This is a genomic window from Nocardia vinacea NBRC 16497, from assembly GCF_000308835.1.
GTDB lineage: Bacteria > Actinomycetota > Actinomycetes > Mycobacteriales > Mycobacteriaceae > Nocardia > Nocardia vinacea.
The window spans coordinates 15,587-31,896 of record NZ_BAGN01000202.1; the positions used below are offsets into that span (position 1 = coordinate 15,587).

A 16,310-nucleotide genomic window follows, 5' to 3' on the forward strand; every position below is an offset into this window, starting at 1 on the left:
CATGTGATCGTGTGCGAGACCATCGCCGAACTCGACGCCGCGGTCGCGGATTGCTTCGCCTGCCCGCGACTGGTCGCCTGGCGGGAACGGGCGGCCAGGGAGAAGCGCGCCGCGTACCGTGACGAAACCTACTGGGGCAGGGCTGTTCCCGGTTACGGCCCGGATGACGCTCGGCTGCTGATCGTCGGGCTCGCCCCAGCCGCCCACGGCGGCAACAGGACCGGGCGGATGTTCACCGGCGACCGCAGTGGAGATTTCCTCTACGCCGCCATGTACAACGTCGGGCTGACCAATCAACCTACGGCGGTGCACCGTGATGACGGACTGCGGCTGATCGGCGCTCGGGTCACCGCGCCGGTGCACTGCGCGCCGCCCGACAATAAGCCGACACCCGACGAGCGGGACCGCTGCAGTCACTGGCTGAAGACCGAATTCGGCCTGCTCACACCGACATTGCGGGCGGTGGTCGTACTCGGTGCGTTCGGTTGGCAGGCACTGCTTCCGGTACTTGCCGCATCGGGCTGGACCGTGCCGCGTCCGCGTCCCAAATTCGGGCACGGCGCTCACGTTGTGCTGCCGCCGACCGTCGATGATCGTGCGCCGCTGCACCTGTTCGGCTGCTACCACGTCAGCCAGCAGAACACCTTCACCGGTCGGCTCACCCCCGAAATGCTCGAAACAGTGCTGACCGCTGCGGCGACCGCTGCGGGTCTTCCTGGCCGCCGCAGCTGAGGGAAGTTTCAGGACGGCGCGGTGATCTTGGTAATGACGGTGCTGCCCTCGTGGGGCGCGACGGTGACGAACTGTCGATAGGTGCGCACCGTCGCATCTAGTCGGAACTCGGTGATGACGACATCGAAGCGACCGTCGGGCATCGGGGTGATCATTACGCAGTGCTGGGTGCCGGGCGGAATCGATTTGATGCCCGCATCGATCAATGCGACCGAGGACACCGCCGCGTCCGCTGTCGTCAGCGCGCGGGCATCCGCACCCGAGCGGGTCACATAGTAGGCATATTGGAAGGCCAGGATCACATCCGGCCCGGATTCGGTCGACCCGGTTCCGTTGCCGCGCACCAACTGTTCGGTGCGCGTCGGCTCGCAGTTCGGTCCGCCGCCGAGCACCCGATCGGTGATCGTGGCCGTCGACTGCCGGGTATTGCTCGCCTCGGCCGTGTACACGAGCACCAATGCCACCGCCGCCAGCGTCCCGAAGACCGCGGCACTGCCGACCAGCCAGGGCCGACGCGGCGGACGCCGCTTCCGACGGTGTGGGCGCGTCGGGGGGAGGACACGTGGCGCGGGGCCGGGCGGGAGCATGCCCGGCCACAGCGGATCGGCCGAGCGACTCCCGCGCGTGCCGACGTGCCGGGGGATGGCAGCCGGCGGGGTCGGTGAACTCTGCGCGGCGGTATTGCCGCCGGACTCGGCTGTGTTCGACGACACCATGATCTCGCCACACCCCTTCACCGGTGCCGCTGGGGCGACCCTTTCAATGCCGTTGTGCAATAACAAGATTGCATAGATGCGTCGGTAAGGCGACAGAATGGGCCGGAGAGAACCGGTCAATGGACCAGCACGCTACGCCCGAATCGGTCGCGGATGAGCGCGGTTCCTGCGACTTTGGAGGTTTCCCACAAGCGCCGGGCCGAAGGTTCGTAACGACGGGCATACCATGATCAATCCGCGCCGGTATGCTCTTCCGGGAACGATGTCCAGCGAAAATACCAGCTCAGCAGCGCATTTCGGTGCATGCGGCGGCATAGTAGAACGCCTGCGACGATGCCGCACGACAACGATGTCCGGCCGCCGTAGTCCGTCGAACGCCTGTCCAATTCAGATAAGGCACTCGCCAGGACACCGAAAACCGCGTTATCGGAAGAGAAACCAGGAGCGACTCTCGTGCGAAACCTCTTTGCTGCCGACGGGCGATTCCCGAATGTCGTCGTGACGAGTCTCGCGGCGACCACCTCCATCGCGGGTGATGTCGACGCGACTTGGAAGGGACTCCTCAACGGCGAAAGCGGAATCGACGTGCTGGAGGATCCCTTCGTCGAGGAGTACGACCTGCCCGTCCGCATCGGCGGTCACTTGAAGGTTCGCCCCGAAACCCTGCTGACGCGGGTCGAACAGCGGCGGATGGCCTACGTCGAGCAGCTCGCGACGGTTCTCGGGCGCGAGGTGTGGCGCAATGCGGGCAGTCCGGAGGTGGATCCCGAGCGGCTCGGTGTGGCGATCGGCACCGGGCTCGGCGGCGCGGATGCGATCACCGATGCGAACACCAAGCTGAAAAACGGTGGCTACCGCAAGATTTCGCCATTGGCCGTGCAGATGATCATGCCGAATGGTCCCTCGGCGGTCGTGGGTCTGGAATTGAAGGCGAAGGCAGGCGTGATCACGCCGGTCTCGGCGTGCTCGTCGGGGTCGGAGGCAATCGTCAACGCGTGGCGCATGATCGCGATGGGTGACGCCGATATGGTCGTCACCGGCGGCGTCGAGGGATACATCGATGTACTCCCGATCGCGGCGTTCACCATGATGCGCGCGATGAGCACCCGCAACGACGACCCGAAGGGCGCCTCGCGTCCCTTCGACAAGGATCGCGACGGTTTCGTCTTCGGTGAGGCCGGTGCGCTGATGGTCCTCGAGACCGAGGAGCATGCCAAGGCTCGTGGCGCGACCATCCACGCGCGCCTGCTCGGTGCCGGCATCACTTCCGACGGATACCATTTGGTCGCTCCCGCCCCTGATGGCGATGGCGCGGCACGCGCGATGACCCGGGCCATGCAGATCGCAGGTCTCACCCCGAAGGACATCACCCACATCAACGCCCACGCGACCGCTACCCCCATCGGTGACACCGCCGAGGCGAACGCGATCAACAAAGCCGTGGGTAACCACGCTTCGGTCTACGCGCCGAAATCCGCGTTGGGACATTCGATCGGCGCGGTGGGCGCACTGGAATCGATTCTGACCGTGCTCAGCATCCGCGACGGTGTCGTGCCGCCGACCCTGAACCTGGACAACCTCGATCCCGAAATCGATCTGGATGTCGTGCACGGCGAGGCGCGCAACCAGGAGATCGAGTACGCGATCAACAACTCGTTCGGCTTCGGCGGCCACAATGTCGCGCTCGCCTTCGGCCGGTACTAGCGGACGAGAATGGCGCGCGGGTAGAGCAGCTGGAATCCGAGCTTCTGCACGTTCTGCTGCGACTTCGAACCCGGCAGTGTCGTAACCACCGCGAGGTCACAACCGGCGGCCGCCGCCGCGGCGAGGCGCATCGACAGCAGTGCGCCCTGCACACCGCGGCGGCGGAATTCGGGAAGGGTTGCCGCACCGCATAATTGGGCTACGCCGTCGCTGAGGCGCAGGCTCGCACCGCCGGCGGGCTTACCGTCGATCATGGCGAGCGATCCGACGAAACCGCTCGTCGCGGTGAGATCCCGCTCGGCCTGTTCGAGGGCCTCGCGCGGGAAGTCCTCGTGCGAGGCGACGCCCTGGGTGTCCGGGGTGGCGAAGCCGTCGACGACGACGTTCACCCAGGTCTCGAATTCGTCGTGCCCGACATCGCGGATCTCGATGTCCTCGATCGGCTGCGCCTGCCGCCCCGGCTCGAGCCGCAAGCCCAACACGTTCTCGAATCCGAACAGCACGTAGCCGCGCCGCGTCAGGCGTTCGACAACGGCCGGATCGGCCAGCGTGGAGACCTCGACCTGGACCGGCGCCTCTCGCTCGGCGAAGGCTTGTTCGACCGCGTCCAACTCGGCGTCATCGAAGGCAGCGCCGTTCATGCCGACGCCGACCACCTTGTCGAGCGGCGAACCCGGGCCCGCCCACACCGCGAGGCCACCGCCGATGGGGCGCACCAGTACTCGCTGCTGCGGGTCCCGGTGGGCGGCCGCGCGAGCGCCCTCCTCGATCAGCGTCCGTTCGGCGTGCTCCACCCGTGCGGCGAGGTCCTGTCCGGCGAACAAACTCGGGGCGAATTCAGTTGGCATGAGGCATTCCTACCTTGTCGGTAGCACCGGATTCACCTGGTTTTACCACCGGTCGGGTTCGGCGTGTCGCTCGTTCTGGTTCGGTCATCGATTCACTTGTGGCCGTCCTGTGTGATCCTCGGTCCGGCGACGCGCTATCCGACCACGGGCGGTGGTCCGAATCCGACTCCAGAAGGTGGTTCGGCAGACGGGCGGCGAACTATCGTGAGCGTATGCCTGTTACCGACGGTACCGAACCGCCAGTCATCTCCGGTGTGCGCCGGTCGTTCGTGACAGCCCGCGATGTCCGGTTCCACGTCACCGAATCCGGACCCGAGGACGGTCGCCCGGTCGTGCTGCTGCACGGCTGGCCACAGCACCACTACGCCTATCGGGATCTCCTCGCCGACCCGCCCGAAGGACTCCGGATCATCGCCCCTGACCTGCCCGGATACGGCTGGTCGGGTCCCGCGCCGCATCGGTGGTCGAAGGAGGAGGTCGCCTCCGATGTGTTTGCGCTCCTCGATGCGCTCGGCCTGGAGCGGGTACTGCTCGTCGGCCACGACTGGGGCGGCTACATCGGTTATCGCATGGTGCTGCGCGAACCCGACCGCTTCGATGGCTATCTGGTGCTGAATATGGCCCATCCGTGGGTACCGCCGACGACGGTCATGCGACAGATCTGGCGCTTCCTCACCTACCAGCCGCTGGTCGCCACGGTGGGCGTACCGCTGCAGCAGCGCACCCGCTTCCTCGAATGGCTCATCAGCGGGGCGATCACCGACCGCAGCAGGGTCAGTCCCGAAGTGATCCGCATCTTCGCCGACCGCTTCCGAGATCCGGTCTGCGCCCGCGCCGCCACCGACACCTACCGCACCTTCTGGCTGCGCGAAATACCGGATGCCGCACGTCATCCCGAACGCCGCCGTGTCACCATCCCGATCCGCGTCCTCTTCGGCGTCGACGACCCCGCCGTCCACCGCTCCCTCGCCGCCGCCGAAACCGCCCGCGGCGCCGACGACTACACCTTCGAACCGGTAACCGGCTGTGGACATTTCGTCGCCGACGAACGCCCCGAACTCGTTCGCGCCCGCTTGATCGAACTCGCGGCTGACACGAAGTAGCCCATGCCACTTCGGCTTTCGCGCCCAAGCCTGGATAATGCGACCGTTGGCCGAACTGAGGAGAGACCCGTGAGCGAGCGAATCAACAGCACAGCGCCCTGCAGCGCTGGCAAGGTGCGGTCATGAGCCGACTGGCAGTCGTGACCGGTGCGTCGTCCGGCATCGGAAAGGCAACGGCCGCGGCCCTGGTGGCGCGCGGCTTCCAAGTGATCGGGACGAGCCGGAATCCGGAGTCGATCCCGGCCGCCGACCGAGTGGCGGAGGTCGACTATCGCGCGCTCGATCTGACCGATGCCGAGTCGATTCGCGAATTCGTCGACGGGCTGGATGGTGTCGATGTGTTGATCAACAATGCCGGCGAAAGCCAGGCCGGACCGCTGGCCGAACTACCGACCGCGGCAGTCGAACGGCTGTTCCAGCTCAATGTGCTCGGGCCGGTCGCGCTCACCCAGGCCGTGCTTCCCGGAATGCGGAGCCGTGGATATGGGCGGGTGGTCATGGTCGGCTCCATGCTCGCCAGCTTTCCGATGCCGTACCGGTCCTCTTATGTCGCAACCAAGGCGGCCGTGCGGGGATTCGCCACCGCGGCTCGATTCGAGGAGTCGCCGTTCGGCGTGTGGATCACCGCCGTCGAACCGGGCCAGATCGATACCGGGCTGCGTGAGCGGCGCACCAAGTACATCGACGAGAACTCCCCGCACACCGCGGATTTCACCCGCTTCATGACCGCTCTCGATCAGCAGCAGGCCAAAGGCATTACGCCACAACGGGTTGCCGCCACCATCGTCGCCGCCGTCGAAGACCGGCGGCCGCGGCCGTTGTATGCGGTCGGTAGCAATGCACCCGCCATGTTCGCGCTGCGTCGCCTGTTGCCGCGCACGGTCATCGAGAAGGTCATCGCCAGGGCCTACGGGTTGTCCCGGTGATCGCTTGCGGTTCGGATCGGTGATCATCGGGGCAGCTGATAGGTCCACGGCAGATACGCCCGTTCGGCTCGAACAACTGCCGGGCGATCTCCGCCGATGCCGACAAGGTTCGCGACGCAGTGCAGCCGCGAGGCAAATACCGGCGGAGTGTCGCCGCCTTGTTCATCTGTACCGCGATATACCCGACTCTGTCCTCGGCAGCGTCGAAGTCACCGCGATAACCGCCCGACCGGCATCGCGGATGATGCGGTCGAGGTCGTCGATGATGTCGCTGATCGCATCTCGGGTCCGATCCGCCTGCGCGGATGCGGCCGGCTCCCTGTCGAATTCGATACCGATCTTGTTGAGCTGCAGTCCGGTATCGAGCAGACTTCGAACCAGGTTATCCGCGATTTCAGCGAAAGCGACTGCGTCACTGTCCCATTCGCCGCTCTCGGGCTGTCGATGCGTGGCGATGCGGTCGAACTGCGTGTCCCACATAATAATTCCTCTTGCCGGACAGATTCACTGAACTGCCACGGCCGCCGATTGCCTGGAATTCGTTCAGCGCCGGAAGTACCCCGCATTCAGCTACCGCAAACTCCTCGAGCCGCAGCGGCGGTATCCGGCCACGAACATATGTTGCGCGAAGTATGCTGGGCCTATTGCCATGAGCGCCGCAGCGGAGCAGTGTGAAGATGTCGGTGGCGCCACCGGGGCGCTGCCCTGAACACCGAGGGAGTCGCTCGTGTACGCACGTTCTACCACTATTCAGGCGCAACCCTCCGCTATCGATGCCGGGATTGCGCATGTACGTGACGAGACAATGCCGGCTTTGGAAGACATACCCGGCTGTGTCGGACTATCGTTGCTGGTCGATCGCCAGTCCGGCCGGTGCATCGTCACTACCTCATGGGAAACCGAGGAGGCGATGAACCGCAGCGCCGACCGGGTTCGCCCCATTCGAGATCGCGCGGCCGCGGCATTCGGCGGCGGCGGCACCCAAATCGAGCAATGGGAAATCGCCGTCCTACATCGTGACCACCGCGTCCAGCAGGGTGCCTGCGCCCGCGCAGTCTGGATGAGGACCAACCCGGATCGACAGGACGCGGGAATCGAGACCTACAAATCCCAAGCCCTGCCCGGCATGGAATCCCTCGAGGGTTTCTGCAGCGCGAGCCTCCTGGTCGAGCGCGAATCCGGCCGTGGCGTCTCCTGCGTCACCTTCGACACCGCCGAGGCGATGGAACGCAATCGCGAAGACGCAAACGCTCTGCGCGAGCGAATCACCCGTCAGGCCGGAATGGAGGTGGTCGACATGTGCGAATTCGAGTTGGCCATCGCCCATCTCCGCGTCCCCGAATTGGTGTAGATCGCACGGCTGTGGCTCCCGACCGGTTGACCGGCCGGGAGCCGTCGGCGTCAGTCCGCGGCGAGGCTGCTGAGCAGCCCACCGGTGCGAAAAGCTACACCGTCACCCGGGAATCAAGCTCCGTAAAGCGCCCGAAGGTCGCGTTTGTACACTTTGCCGGATTCGTCCCGCGGCAGAGTCGTGACCACACGCAAGTGGGTGGGAATCTTATATCGGGCAATCCGGTCGGCAAGCCCCGCACGAATCGCGCTCTCGGTGAGCGTTGTCCCGGATCGCGCAACCACATGAGCCGCGACCGCTTCCCCCAAATCGCCCGCATGCGGGACGCCGAATACGGCGACGTCCTCTACCCCCGCTATTGCAGCGATAGCGGCCTCGATTTCGGCAGGATAGATATTGACGCCTCCCGAGATAATGATCTCGCTGGAACGCCCTGTGAGGTAGAGATAGCCATCGTCGTCGAGGTACCCGGTATCACCGACGTCGAGGAAGCCAGGAACCGGACCGGCCGCCCCGGCATCGCGGTTGAGGTACCGGAAATCGGGCCAGTAGTCGGCACCACGAACGAATACATTCCCGATCTCGTTCGGTGGCAATGGTTTTCCATCTTCGGTAGCGACAACAACATCGGAACCGTCTGCGCCACGGCCGACGCTCCCCGGATGTTCGAGCCATTCCGCGGCGCTGATCCAGGTAATGGTGCCCGCCTCGGTACAGCCATAGAACTCGATCACAGCATCGCCGAACCACTCGATTGCCGCGCGTTTGACAGCGGGCGGGCACGGCGCCGCAGAGTGGATCAGGTGCGTAAGACTGGAAACGTCATAGCGACAAGCCATTTCGGCAGGCACCGACAACAGCCGCGACAGCATCGTCGGCACCACCTTGGCCTGAGTGATCCGCCGTTCCGCGACCAGCTGCAGAAATCGCTCCGCATCCCAACGCGGCATAATCGTAATATTGGTCCCCATCCGCAGCCCCAACACCGCAACCGCATTGGGACTGGTGTGATACAGCGGCCCAGCCACCAACATCTGCCCACCAGGCGCCAATCCCATCCGTCTCGCGGTCCCACCCGCGATGGACAGCAGCTGATGCGGCGTCATACGTTCCCGAAGAACACCTTTCGGCGTCCCTGTAGTACCCGAGGTATATATGAGCCCCATAGAATCCGCGATCGCACCTTCGAGATAGCCGAGCGGTTCGGGATGATCCCGGATCCACTGCTCAACAGTGCGGTGCCGACCGGTGGGCTGCGCCAACGCCGCGTCGAACCCTGCCTCCTCGAGCAGTTCGGTCGGCATAGCGACCTCGACAATCATCGGCCCCACCCCGGCTGTCTCGCACGCCTTTTCGATGGTGTCGATGAACTCTGTATGCGCGAGAACGACGCAAGCGCTGCTGTCTTCGAGGACATGCGCAACCTCGGCGGCCCGCCAGCCGGTATTGATTGGAACGGGATTGGCTCCACAGGCGGCGATCGCAAGGGAGGACTCGAGAAACTCGATGTCGTTGCGCAACATCACCGCGACACGATCACCACGAGCAATCCCCGCGGCAATAAACGCCGAAGCAAGACACCCAGCGCGGCGATGCGCCTCCGACTGAGCGCGCACCCGCCCACCGCAGGCGATCGTCGGAGCGGCCGAGGACGCATCGTTCATGAGCGCATTCTGTCAGGTACGAAGGTGATGAGCGGTGGCTCATGCGCTGGTGATGCCGATGAACTCGACGGCGCGGGTGATGGACGACCTTGCTCAGAAACGAGGGTCGCGAACGGTGAGGACGTTGACAGACACCAAAGCCACTGATACTCATATGCTATGACTGGGCCGGATGATTTCGAGTTCGAAGCCGTCTACCGAGGCACGGGTGGCCCGTTCGGGCCGGGCGTCAAACCGCCGTGGAGTATCGGGGAACCCCAGCCGGAACTCGCCGCGCTGATCGAGCAGGGCAAATTCCATGGTGATGTCCTCGATATCGGATGCGGGGAGGCGGCGATCTCGCTGTATCTGGCCGAGCGGGGTTACACCACCGTGGGACTGGATCTGTCGCCGACCGCGATCGAGCTGGCCCGCGCCGAGGCAACCAGGCGCGGCCTGGCCAACGCCTCCTTCGAGGTCGCCGATGCCACCTCCTTCACCGGCTACGACGGCCGCTTCGACACCATCGTCGACAGCACGCTGTTCCATTCGATCCCGGTCGAGTCGCGGGCGGGCTACCAGCAGTCGATCGTGCGCGCCGCGGCGCCGGGTGCATCGTATTTCGCGCTGGTATTCGACCGGGCCGCCCTGCCCGAAGCACCAGTACCGGGACCGGCGCCGGTCACCGCTGACGAGCTTCGCGAGGCAGTGGAGAAGTACTGGGTGGTCGATGAGATCAGGCCGGCGCGAATACATGGCAACCTGCCTGTCGGCGACTTCGGGCCGACTGCCGACGGTCCGATGTTCCGGTTCGAGGGCATCCGCGACGAACCCGGTGGCCGCAAGTCGGTTCCCGCCTGGCTGCTGTGCGCCCGGCTGGGCTGATCCGGCACGAAGCCAGTCCACGGGCTGCGGGCACCTTACTCGAACGGTACGAACATTTCGTCGCGCCAGCGGCCGCGCTCGTCGAGCAGATTCGGGCGTGCCAAGCTGGCGGGGTGAAGTCGGAGGCGGCGGAGATACTCGACATCCTCGATCAGGTGATGGCGATCGTGCAGGCCGGGCCGCAGGATATGAGCTGGCAATCTCGGTATGCGGATGCGGCGGAGCTCATGGGCGATCTCACCGACCATTCCGAGCTGATTCGGCGAGGTGATATGAGCCGATTGCCCGATCTGAGATTTCTCTTCCTCGCGACCGGCCCGCTGTGTGAGATCGCGGCCAGCAGTGGGTGGTTGGAGACTTACACGGTGCTGGGCAACCAATTCGATCGGTTGTATGAGCGGTCGCGGTAGCGCGATGCCGGCCTCGGTCCGGGTGAACCGGTCGGCCTGGCTATGGTTACCGGCGACGATCAGCCTACGGGGAGCGTGAACGTGACCGAAACTGCGCGCCTACCGCCGATCGAGGTCATGATCCCGGTAGCAGCCAAGGATCTGCCCGGCCTCGACGCCTGTATCACCGGGCTGAGGGCACACTGCCGCAATCCGATCCAATCGGTGAATATCGTTGGGTCCGCGCGCCTGCATGCACAGGTACGGACCGAACATATGGTGCAGTGGATCGATGAGGAAGCGGTCTCACCGACACCGGCCTCCATCGAGGCGGCCCTGCGCACAGCGGGCGGCGATCACCACAATTCGTCCTGGTATTTCCAGCAGCTGATCAAACTGAACTGCTTCCGCATCCTGGCGAGCACGGTCCAGCACGTCCTGGTGCTCGACGCGGACTACGCGCTCGTCGACGATGTCGTGTTCGTCGAAAACGATGGCAGATCTTATCTGGCACTCGGCTATCCGCTGCAATGGCGCCTCGACACCCGCCAGCACGCGATCCCCGACCGCCACTCCGCGATCACCGCAGCGACCCGACTGCTCGCCGAGTGGCGGCCGGTCGACCCCTACAGCGGGATGCAGCATCACATGGTGTTCGACAGACAAATCCTTGCGGACCTGATGCGGCGAGTCGAAGACCAGCACCGGCGACCGTTCTGGGAGGCATTCCTGGCGACGATCGAACACGCCAAATGGACCGGTGCTTCGGAGTATGTGCTCTACCGCCACTTCGCAGCGAAGTTCTTCCCGGAACAGATCCGGTCACGACACCTCGACGCCATCGACATCATCCAGCCCGCCGAAAACGCTTTGTGGACATTGACCGACGCTGTCACCAGCCTCCGCCGGGCGGGAGTCAGGGCGATCGGATGCCACAGTTTCCTCAGCTACCGCAACCGAATCGCCACGATGGACTACATACCCGACCAGTTACGCAGCCAACTGCAAACAACACCCGGGGCACTGATGCTCGACCTCGACCAAGGTGCCCTCCACATCACCCCCGCAACGCCACCCCTGGGTCGCGCCGAGCGTCTGCGTCGAACCCCGGGTAGTGGGTGAAGTGTCGTTCGCCGAGTGACGGCCGCCTCGCCTGGCGCCAGGATAGCGGCCCAAGGCCTGACCAACCGGGCAGCAGCGTAAATCCATGAGCAGCAGCGCTTCTCCCGCGCCGAGCGAATCGATGTACGGCTGTCGGTGATCTCGGCTACGACGCCGGTGAGACCTTCGGACGGCACTTTGTGGAGCGGATCACCAAGCCGCGTTCCGAGTGGTACCTCGCCGTACCCCTTGGTAGGTTTCGGCTTATTCGCGCAGCGTCGCGCATCACCTCCAGCCTTCGACTCGCAGAACCTTCCTTCGATCCAAGTTTGTGCGCCTCTTTCGTCATGGAAGCAGGTGGGAATCGTCATACCCACGCAGCCGATTTCGCGGCCATTCTCGACGGCGAAATCGGTGGCGGCACCGATGGAACTTTCACTCATCGCACCGCGACGACACCGCCCACCCCGCATGCTGCACGCCTGCTCGCAGGGGTGCATGTCCTGTCCCATCAAGCCTTGGAGAACCGGTGGCAACCGCACTACCTCACCAGCCCGCGGAACTCGACGCGGTCATCTTCGACTACAACGGCGTCATCGGCCTGCAGCCCACCTTTCCTATGTGGAACAGGCTCGCCGAACTCGCCGGATGGCACGCAGACCAGCTCGGGCTTTTCCAAACCGCCTTCTGGAGCGCGCGCGAACCCTACGATTCCGGCGAATTCGATGACACGGATTTCTGGACCGCCGTGCTCGGCCATCGCCCGGACCCGGAACTGCTCACTCGGTTGCGCGCCGTCGACACCGCACTGTGGACCCGGACCGACGACCGCGTCGTCGCACTCCTCCACCGTGCCCGGCGGGCAGATCTCCCGATGGTGCTGCTCTCCAACGCACCCCATCCGGTCAGCGATGCCCTCGACGCCTCCGACTGGCGCACGCTGATGACCGACGCCCTCTACTCGGCTCGGCTCGGCATGAACAAACCCCACCCCGATACCTACCGAAAAGCACTCGCCGCGACCGGAGTTCACGATCCCGGCCGCGTCCTGTTCGTCGACGACCGTGCCGACAACTGCCAAGCCGCCGCTAGCCTGGGTCTACGCGCTCTTCACTACACCGGCTCACCCGCCGATATCGAGGATCACCTCCGCCTCGCTACCATCGCCGCGTAGGTCCCCGCGAGTCGTCACAGGATTTCCGGGACCGCTGCCGAGCGCGGCGGGGAGGAGGCCCTCTGGGTGGGCGTGAGGGTCGCACCCACCCAAAACACGCAAAACCAAAGAGGCGAGTGCTCTACACGAGCACTCGCCTCCTATTGGTGGAGCTAAGGGGAATCGAACCCCTGACCTTCTCGATGCGAACGAGACGCGCTACCAACTGCGCTATAGCCCCGTGCGGCTCCGGGGAACCGCGCTGTGACACTGTATCAGGCGGGGTGGGCAGACTCCGAATCGTGTCGGTGACCTGGGCGGATGGGTCAGGCGCCTGCGGCGCGGCGCATGTCGCCGGTGCCGCGGCGGAGGGCGCGGGCGGTGGCGGGGTCGAAGGTTTCCAGGTGGTCGAACATCGGGTCTTCGTCGTCCACCTCGATGAGGGCAGAGCGGCGGCGCAGGGCGCGGGCGGTATCACGGTCCATGACGCGCTGTTGGGCGCGCTGCTCGGCCTCGCGTTCGGCCTCGATGTGCTCGCCGCGACTGCGGGCCAGGCGGGCGAGGCGACGGCGGCGGATTTCCTCCTCCATGCGGACCTGCTTGCGTAGGTACGCCAGGTAGGTCACCAGGACGAGCGCGGAGCCGCCGCAGCCCCACCAGAACATGGGACTCAGCGCCACCGAGAGTCCACCGAACGCGAGGGCGGCCAGGACCAGGCCGAGCACCGCGCGCTGACGGAAGGTGTAGCGGGCCGCGCGCGCGATGGCGTCGGCCTCCGGGTCGAAGCCGCCGCGACCGCGCCGGGTCGGCACGAAATCCGAGTCGTCGGAGTCGGATTCGTCGAATCGGGCGGGCGCCGCCGTCCGGGCCGGCGGGATTCGGGCACCGGTCGATTCGGTGTGCTCTAAAGCCACCCGGTCATCATCGGCGGTCGCCCGTTGCTTCGCAGCCGTTCGGGCCGTTGCGATTTCGGCATCATCGGAATCGGCGTCGTCAGGTTCTTCGGCTTCGTTGTCGAATTCACTATCCGCACCGTCGAATTCGTCATCCGTGTCGTCGATTTCGGCATCGGATACCGCCGACTCGGCTTCGGGCGGGTTGTCCGCGGGATTGTCGTCCTCGGTGACCTGCTCGTCGGCCGGTGGGGTCATCCGGTCCTCCGCATCATCGCTGTGGGAAAGCTTTCTCTGCACTCGGGTCGGTCGGTAATCCGGATCGCTGTCGTGTCCGGCTGCCGGGCCACTCTTGGTGCGCCGCTTGGAACCTCCGCGGTGCAATACGCGGGTCGCCAACGCCGCGTCGGTCGTCTGCCTGATCCTGGGGTGCCGGTCGGCGAGGATCGGGAACAGCACAAAGACCCAGAGCACGACCAGGCCGATCCATAGGATCGAATTCGGCATCTCGCCTCTGCACCTCCGTCCCCGCCGCATCGTCCGCTCGGCCTTTCGACCGGGTCGCACCGCGCCCCGTCGCGGTGCGTTCGCTCGCCGCAAAACGCCTCGGACGGACGGAACGTCCGGCCGCCGTGAGGCGTATTCGGCACTGCCTCACAGGCTGATTGCCGGTGGCGCGGGACGCACCTCCGACGTCCGTAGGTTAATTCCGTGGCGCACCAAGTTCGGTCAGGCGCGCCGTGCACATACGCCACACCCGTCACAGTTCCACCATTTTCGCCGCGCGCCGAACCCGACCGGGCGCGTCGGAAACAGCACGGCCGTACAGATATTTTTCAGGGCAGCGTGGCCCGACCGTCGCGCACCAGTCGATCGATGACGGTCCCCGCCACCTCCTCGACGGTGATGCCGACCAGCAGGTGATCGCGCCAGGCCCCGTCCACGTCGAGGTACCGCTTCAGCAGCCCCTCCTCGCGGAACCCCACATTGCGCAGAACCGCCTGACTGGCCAGGTTTTCCGGCCGCACGGTCGCCTCGACCCGATGCAACCCGACCGGCCCGAAGCAATGGTCCAGCCCGAGCGCCAACGCGGCCGTAGCCACGCCCTGTCCGCCCAAATCCTTCGCCACCCAATAGCCGATCCACGCCGAACGCAGTGCGCCACGCACGATATTGCCGATGGTCAGCTGCCCGCTGAACGAGCCGTCGACCTCGATCACGAGCGGAATCATCGCACCGCGCCTGGCCTCGGCCTTCAGACTCGACCACAGCGACGGCCAGTTCGACACGTGGTTGCGCGCCTCCCACGCACCGCGCCCGGTCGGCTCCCACGGCTCCAGATGTGCCCTGTCGCGCAACCGGATTCGGCTCCATGCCGTCGCATCGCGCAACCGCACCGGACGCAATGTCACCTCCCCGGCCGCGACGCGCACCGGTCCCAGATGCGCGGGCCAACCTGGATGCTGCGTGACCCGGAACACATTCATCGTCTCCACGTCTCAGCCACGCTGTGCGAGAAATGCGACCCGGACCTCGTCACCGGTCCTGATCTCGGTGTCGTCCGGGTCGATCACGATCAGACTGTTCGCCTCGGCCAGCGTGGCGAGCAGATGCGACGAACTACCCGCGCCGCCGCCCAGCGGCTGCACCAGGTAGTCGCCGGTGGCCTCATCACGCATGAGTTGCGCGCGCAGGTAACCCTTGCGTCCGGCCATCGAGGTGATAGGGGTGATCGTTCTGGCACGGATGATCCGGCGCATGGGATGTCTGCGCCCCAACGCGATTCGGATCAACGGTCGCACCATGACCTCGAAAACCACCAGAGCGCCAACGGGATTCGACGGTAGGAGAAAAGTCGGCACCTCATCGCGCCCGAGTCGACCGAAACCCTGTACGGAGCCAGGATGCATGGCGACCCTGGCGATTTCGAGTTCACCGAGACCTTCGAGTGCCTCGCGCACCTGCTCGGAGGCCCACCCGCCGATGGCGCCCGCGATCACCACGACCTCGGAGCGAACCAGCTGCCCCTCCACCACATCGCGCAGCCGCCGCGGATCCGAACTCACGATGCCGACCCGGTTCACATCCGCGCCCGCGTCGCGCGCGGCGGCGGCCAGCGCATAGGAATTCACGTCGTAGACCTGTCCCGGTCCCGGCGTGCGATCGATATCGATCAACTCGCCGCCCACCGAGATCACCGACAGCCGCGGGCGCGGATGCACCAGCACCTTGTCCTGACCGACCGCGGCGAGCAGACCGACCTGCGGCGCACCGATGATGGTGCCCGCACGCACCGCGACGTCGCCGGGCTGCACATCGTCACCGATGCGCCTGACATAGTCACCGGATCGCACCGGCTCGTACACCTTGATCCTGGCCCGGCCGCCATCGGTGAAATCCAAGGGCAGCACGGCATCGGCCAGCGTCGGCAGCGGCGCACCGGTATCGACCCGCACGGTCTGGCGCGGCTGTAATCGGATCGGCTGCTTGGAACCGGCGACCACCTCGCCGACCACCGGCAGCGTCAAATCGACGAGTTCGCCGTTCTCATTGCGGATATCGGTGCCCGCGGCGGACACATCGACGCTGCGCACCGCGTAACCGTCGATCGCGGCCTGATCGAAGCCGGGCAGCGGCCGCTCGGTGACCACATCCTCGGCACACAGCAGGCCTTGCGCCTCGGAGATCGCGACCCGGACCGGCCGGGGCGCGACCGCCGCGGCCGTCACCTTGATCTGCTGATCCTCAACCGAGCGCATCCAGCCCTTCCTGATCCCTGTCGCACCGACCCGATTCCGCGACCGCGCAACCGAACCCGCGCGACGAAGATGAACCATCATTCGTACCCGACGGTCCACTATCGGCG

General features: G+C 65.6%; 16 protein-coding genes and 1 tRNA gene. 9 read left to right on the forward strand and 8 right to left on the reverse strand.

The genetic code is table 11. The features are described from left to right. Positions 1-9: 9 nt before the first annotated feature. Positions 10-732, forward strand: a complete 723-nt coding sequence (locus ON44_RS28095; protein ID WP_083898202.1) for a uracil-DNA glycosylase — start codon at positions 10-12, stop codon at positions 730-732. Positions 733-740: 8 nt separating this feature from the next. Here the strand turns inward: ON44_RS28095 and ON44_RS28100 are convergent, their stop codons facing one another. Beyond that, entirely contained in the window at positions 741-1,448 is a 708-nt protein-coding gene (locus ON44_RS28100) for a DUF8176 domain-containing protein (protein ID WP_245567363.1), read from the reverse strand. A 453-nt stretch (positions 1,449-1,901) separates the two neighbouring features. On the opposite strand from ON44_RS28100, the gene ON44_RS28105 reads away from it, so the two are divergent. Next, entirely contained in the window at positions 1,902-3,152 is a 1,251-nt protein-coding gene (locus ON44_RS28105; protein WP_040695396.1) for a KasA/KasB family beta-ketoacyl-ACP synthase, read from the forward strand. Here the strand turns inward: ON44_RS28105 and ON44_RS28110 are convergent. Further along, the gene (locus tag ON44_RS28110) at positions 3,149-4,000 is read right to left on the reverse strand and encodes a GNAT family N-acetyltransferase (protein WP_040695398.1); all 852 of its coding nucleotides are present in this window, start codon (positions 3,998-4,000) and stop codon (positions 3,149-3,151) included. The genes ON44_RS28105 and ON44_RS28110 overlap by 4 nt on opposite strands. Positions 4,001-4,212: 212 nt before the next feature. On the opposite strand from ON44_RS28110, the gene ON44_RS28115 reads away from it, so the two are divergent. Together ON44_RS28115 and ON44_RS28120 are read left to right on the forward strand one after the other, a co-directional pair. Next, the gene (locus tag ON44_RS28115) at positions 4,213-5,103 is read left to right on the forward strand and encodes an alpha/beta fold hydrolase (RefSeq protein WP_040695399.1); all 891 of its coding nucleotides are present in this window, start codon (positions 4,213-4,215) and stop codon (positions 5,101-5,103) included. A gap of 122 nt (positions 5,104-5,225) precedes the next feature. Next, on the forward strand, positions 5,226-6,029 hold the full coding sequence (locus ON44_RS28120) for an SDR family oxidoreductase (protein WP_040695400.1): 804 nt from the start codon (positions 5,226-5,228) through the stop codon (positions 6,027-6,029). A 162-nt stretch (positions 6,030-6,191) separates the two neighbouring features. Here ON44_RS28120 and ON44_RS28125 read toward each other — a convergent pair whose 3' ends face one another. Continuing rightward, a complete protein-coding gene (locus ON44_RS28125; protein WP_040695402.1) occupies positions 6,192-6,509 on the reverse strand; it encodes a hypothetical protein in 318 nt (105 codons plus the stop codon). A 247-nt stretch (positions 6,510-6,756) separates the two neighbouring features. Here ON44_RS28125 and ON44_RS28130 point away from each other — a divergent pair, with 247 nt between their 5' ends. Continuing rightward, positions 6,757-7,380 (forward strand): antibiotic biosynthesis monooxygenase, encoded by a 624-nt coding sequence (locus tag ON44_RS28130; protein WP_040695404.1) that lies wholly within the window; start codon positions 6,757-6,759, stop codon positions 7,378-7,380. Positions 7,381-7,493: 113 nt separating this feature from the next. On the opposite strand, the gene ON44_RS28135 is transcribed toward ON44_RS28130, so the two are convergent. Then, positions 7,494-8,996 (reverse strand): AMP-binding protein, encoded by a 1,503-nt coding sequence (locus ON44_RS28135; RefSeq protein ID WP_245567364.1) that lies wholly within the window; start codon positions 8,994-8,996, stop codon positions 7,494-7,496. A gap of 207 nt (positions 8,997-9,203) precedes the next feature. Between ON44_RS28135 and ON44_RS28140 the strand changes: the two genes are divergently transcribed. The 4 genes from ON44_RS28140 (at position 9,204) to ON44_RS28155 (ending at position 12,572) form a co-directional block, all read left to right on the forward strand. Next, the gene (locus ON44_RS28140; protein ID WP_040695406.1) at positions 9,204-9,908 is read left to right on the forward strand and encodes a class I SAM-dependent methyltransferase; all 705 of its coding nucleotides are present in this window, start codon (positions 9,204-9,206) and stop codon (positions 9,906-9,908) included. Between the two features lie 113 nt (positions 9,909-10,021). Beyond that, positions 10,022-10,318, forward strand: a complete 297-nt coding sequence (locus ON44_RS28145; protein ID WP_157187334.1) for a hypothetical protein — start codon at positions 10,022-10,024, stop codon at positions 10,316-10,318. Between the two features lie 81 nt (positions 10,319-10,399). Continuing rightward, positions 10,400-11,419 carry a DUF6492 family protein gene (locus ON44_RS28150; RefSeq protein ID WP_157187335.1) on the forward strand — a complete coding sequence of 340 codons (1,020 nt, stop codon included), beginning with the start codon at positions 10,400-10,402 and terminating at the stop codon, positions 11,417-11,419. A 508-nt stretch (positions 11,420-11,927) separates the two neighbouring features. Next, positions 11,928-12,572 (forward strand): HAD family hydrolase, encoded by a 645-nt coding sequence (locus ON44_RS28155; protein WP_040695410.1) that lies wholly within the window; start codon positions 11,928-11,930, stop codon positions 12,570-12,572. Positions 12,573-12,716: 144 nt separating this feature from the next. On the opposite strand, the gene ON44_RS28160 is transcribed toward ON44_RS28155, so the two are convergent. The 4 genes from ON44_RS28160 to glp form a co-directional block, all read right to left on the reverse strand. Then, positions 12,717-12,792 (reverse strand) — tRNA-Ala (locus ON44_RS28160). A gap of 85 nt (positions 12,793-12,877) precedes the next feature. Further along, entirely contained in the window at positions 12,878-13,951 is a 1,074-nt protein-coding gene (sepX, locus tag ON44_RS28165) for a divisome protein SepX/GlpR (RefSeq protein WP_051182537.1), read from the reverse strand. A 329-nt stretch (positions 13,952-14,280) separates the two neighbouring features. Further along, positions 14,281-14,931 carry a GNAT family N-acetyltransferase gene (locus ON44_RS28170; protein WP_085998632.1) on the reverse strand — a complete coding sequence of 217 codons (651 nt, stop codon included), beginning with the start codon at positions 14,929-14,931 and terminating at the stop codon, positions 14,281-14,283. Between the two features lie 12 nt (positions 14,932-14,943). After that, a complete protein-coding gene (glp, locus tag ON44_RS28175; protein WP_040695535.1) occupies positions 14,944-16,203 on the reverse strand; it encodes a molybdotransferase-like divisome protein Glp in 1,260 nt (419 codons plus the stop codon). Positions 16,204-16,310 lie beyond the last annotated feature (107 nt).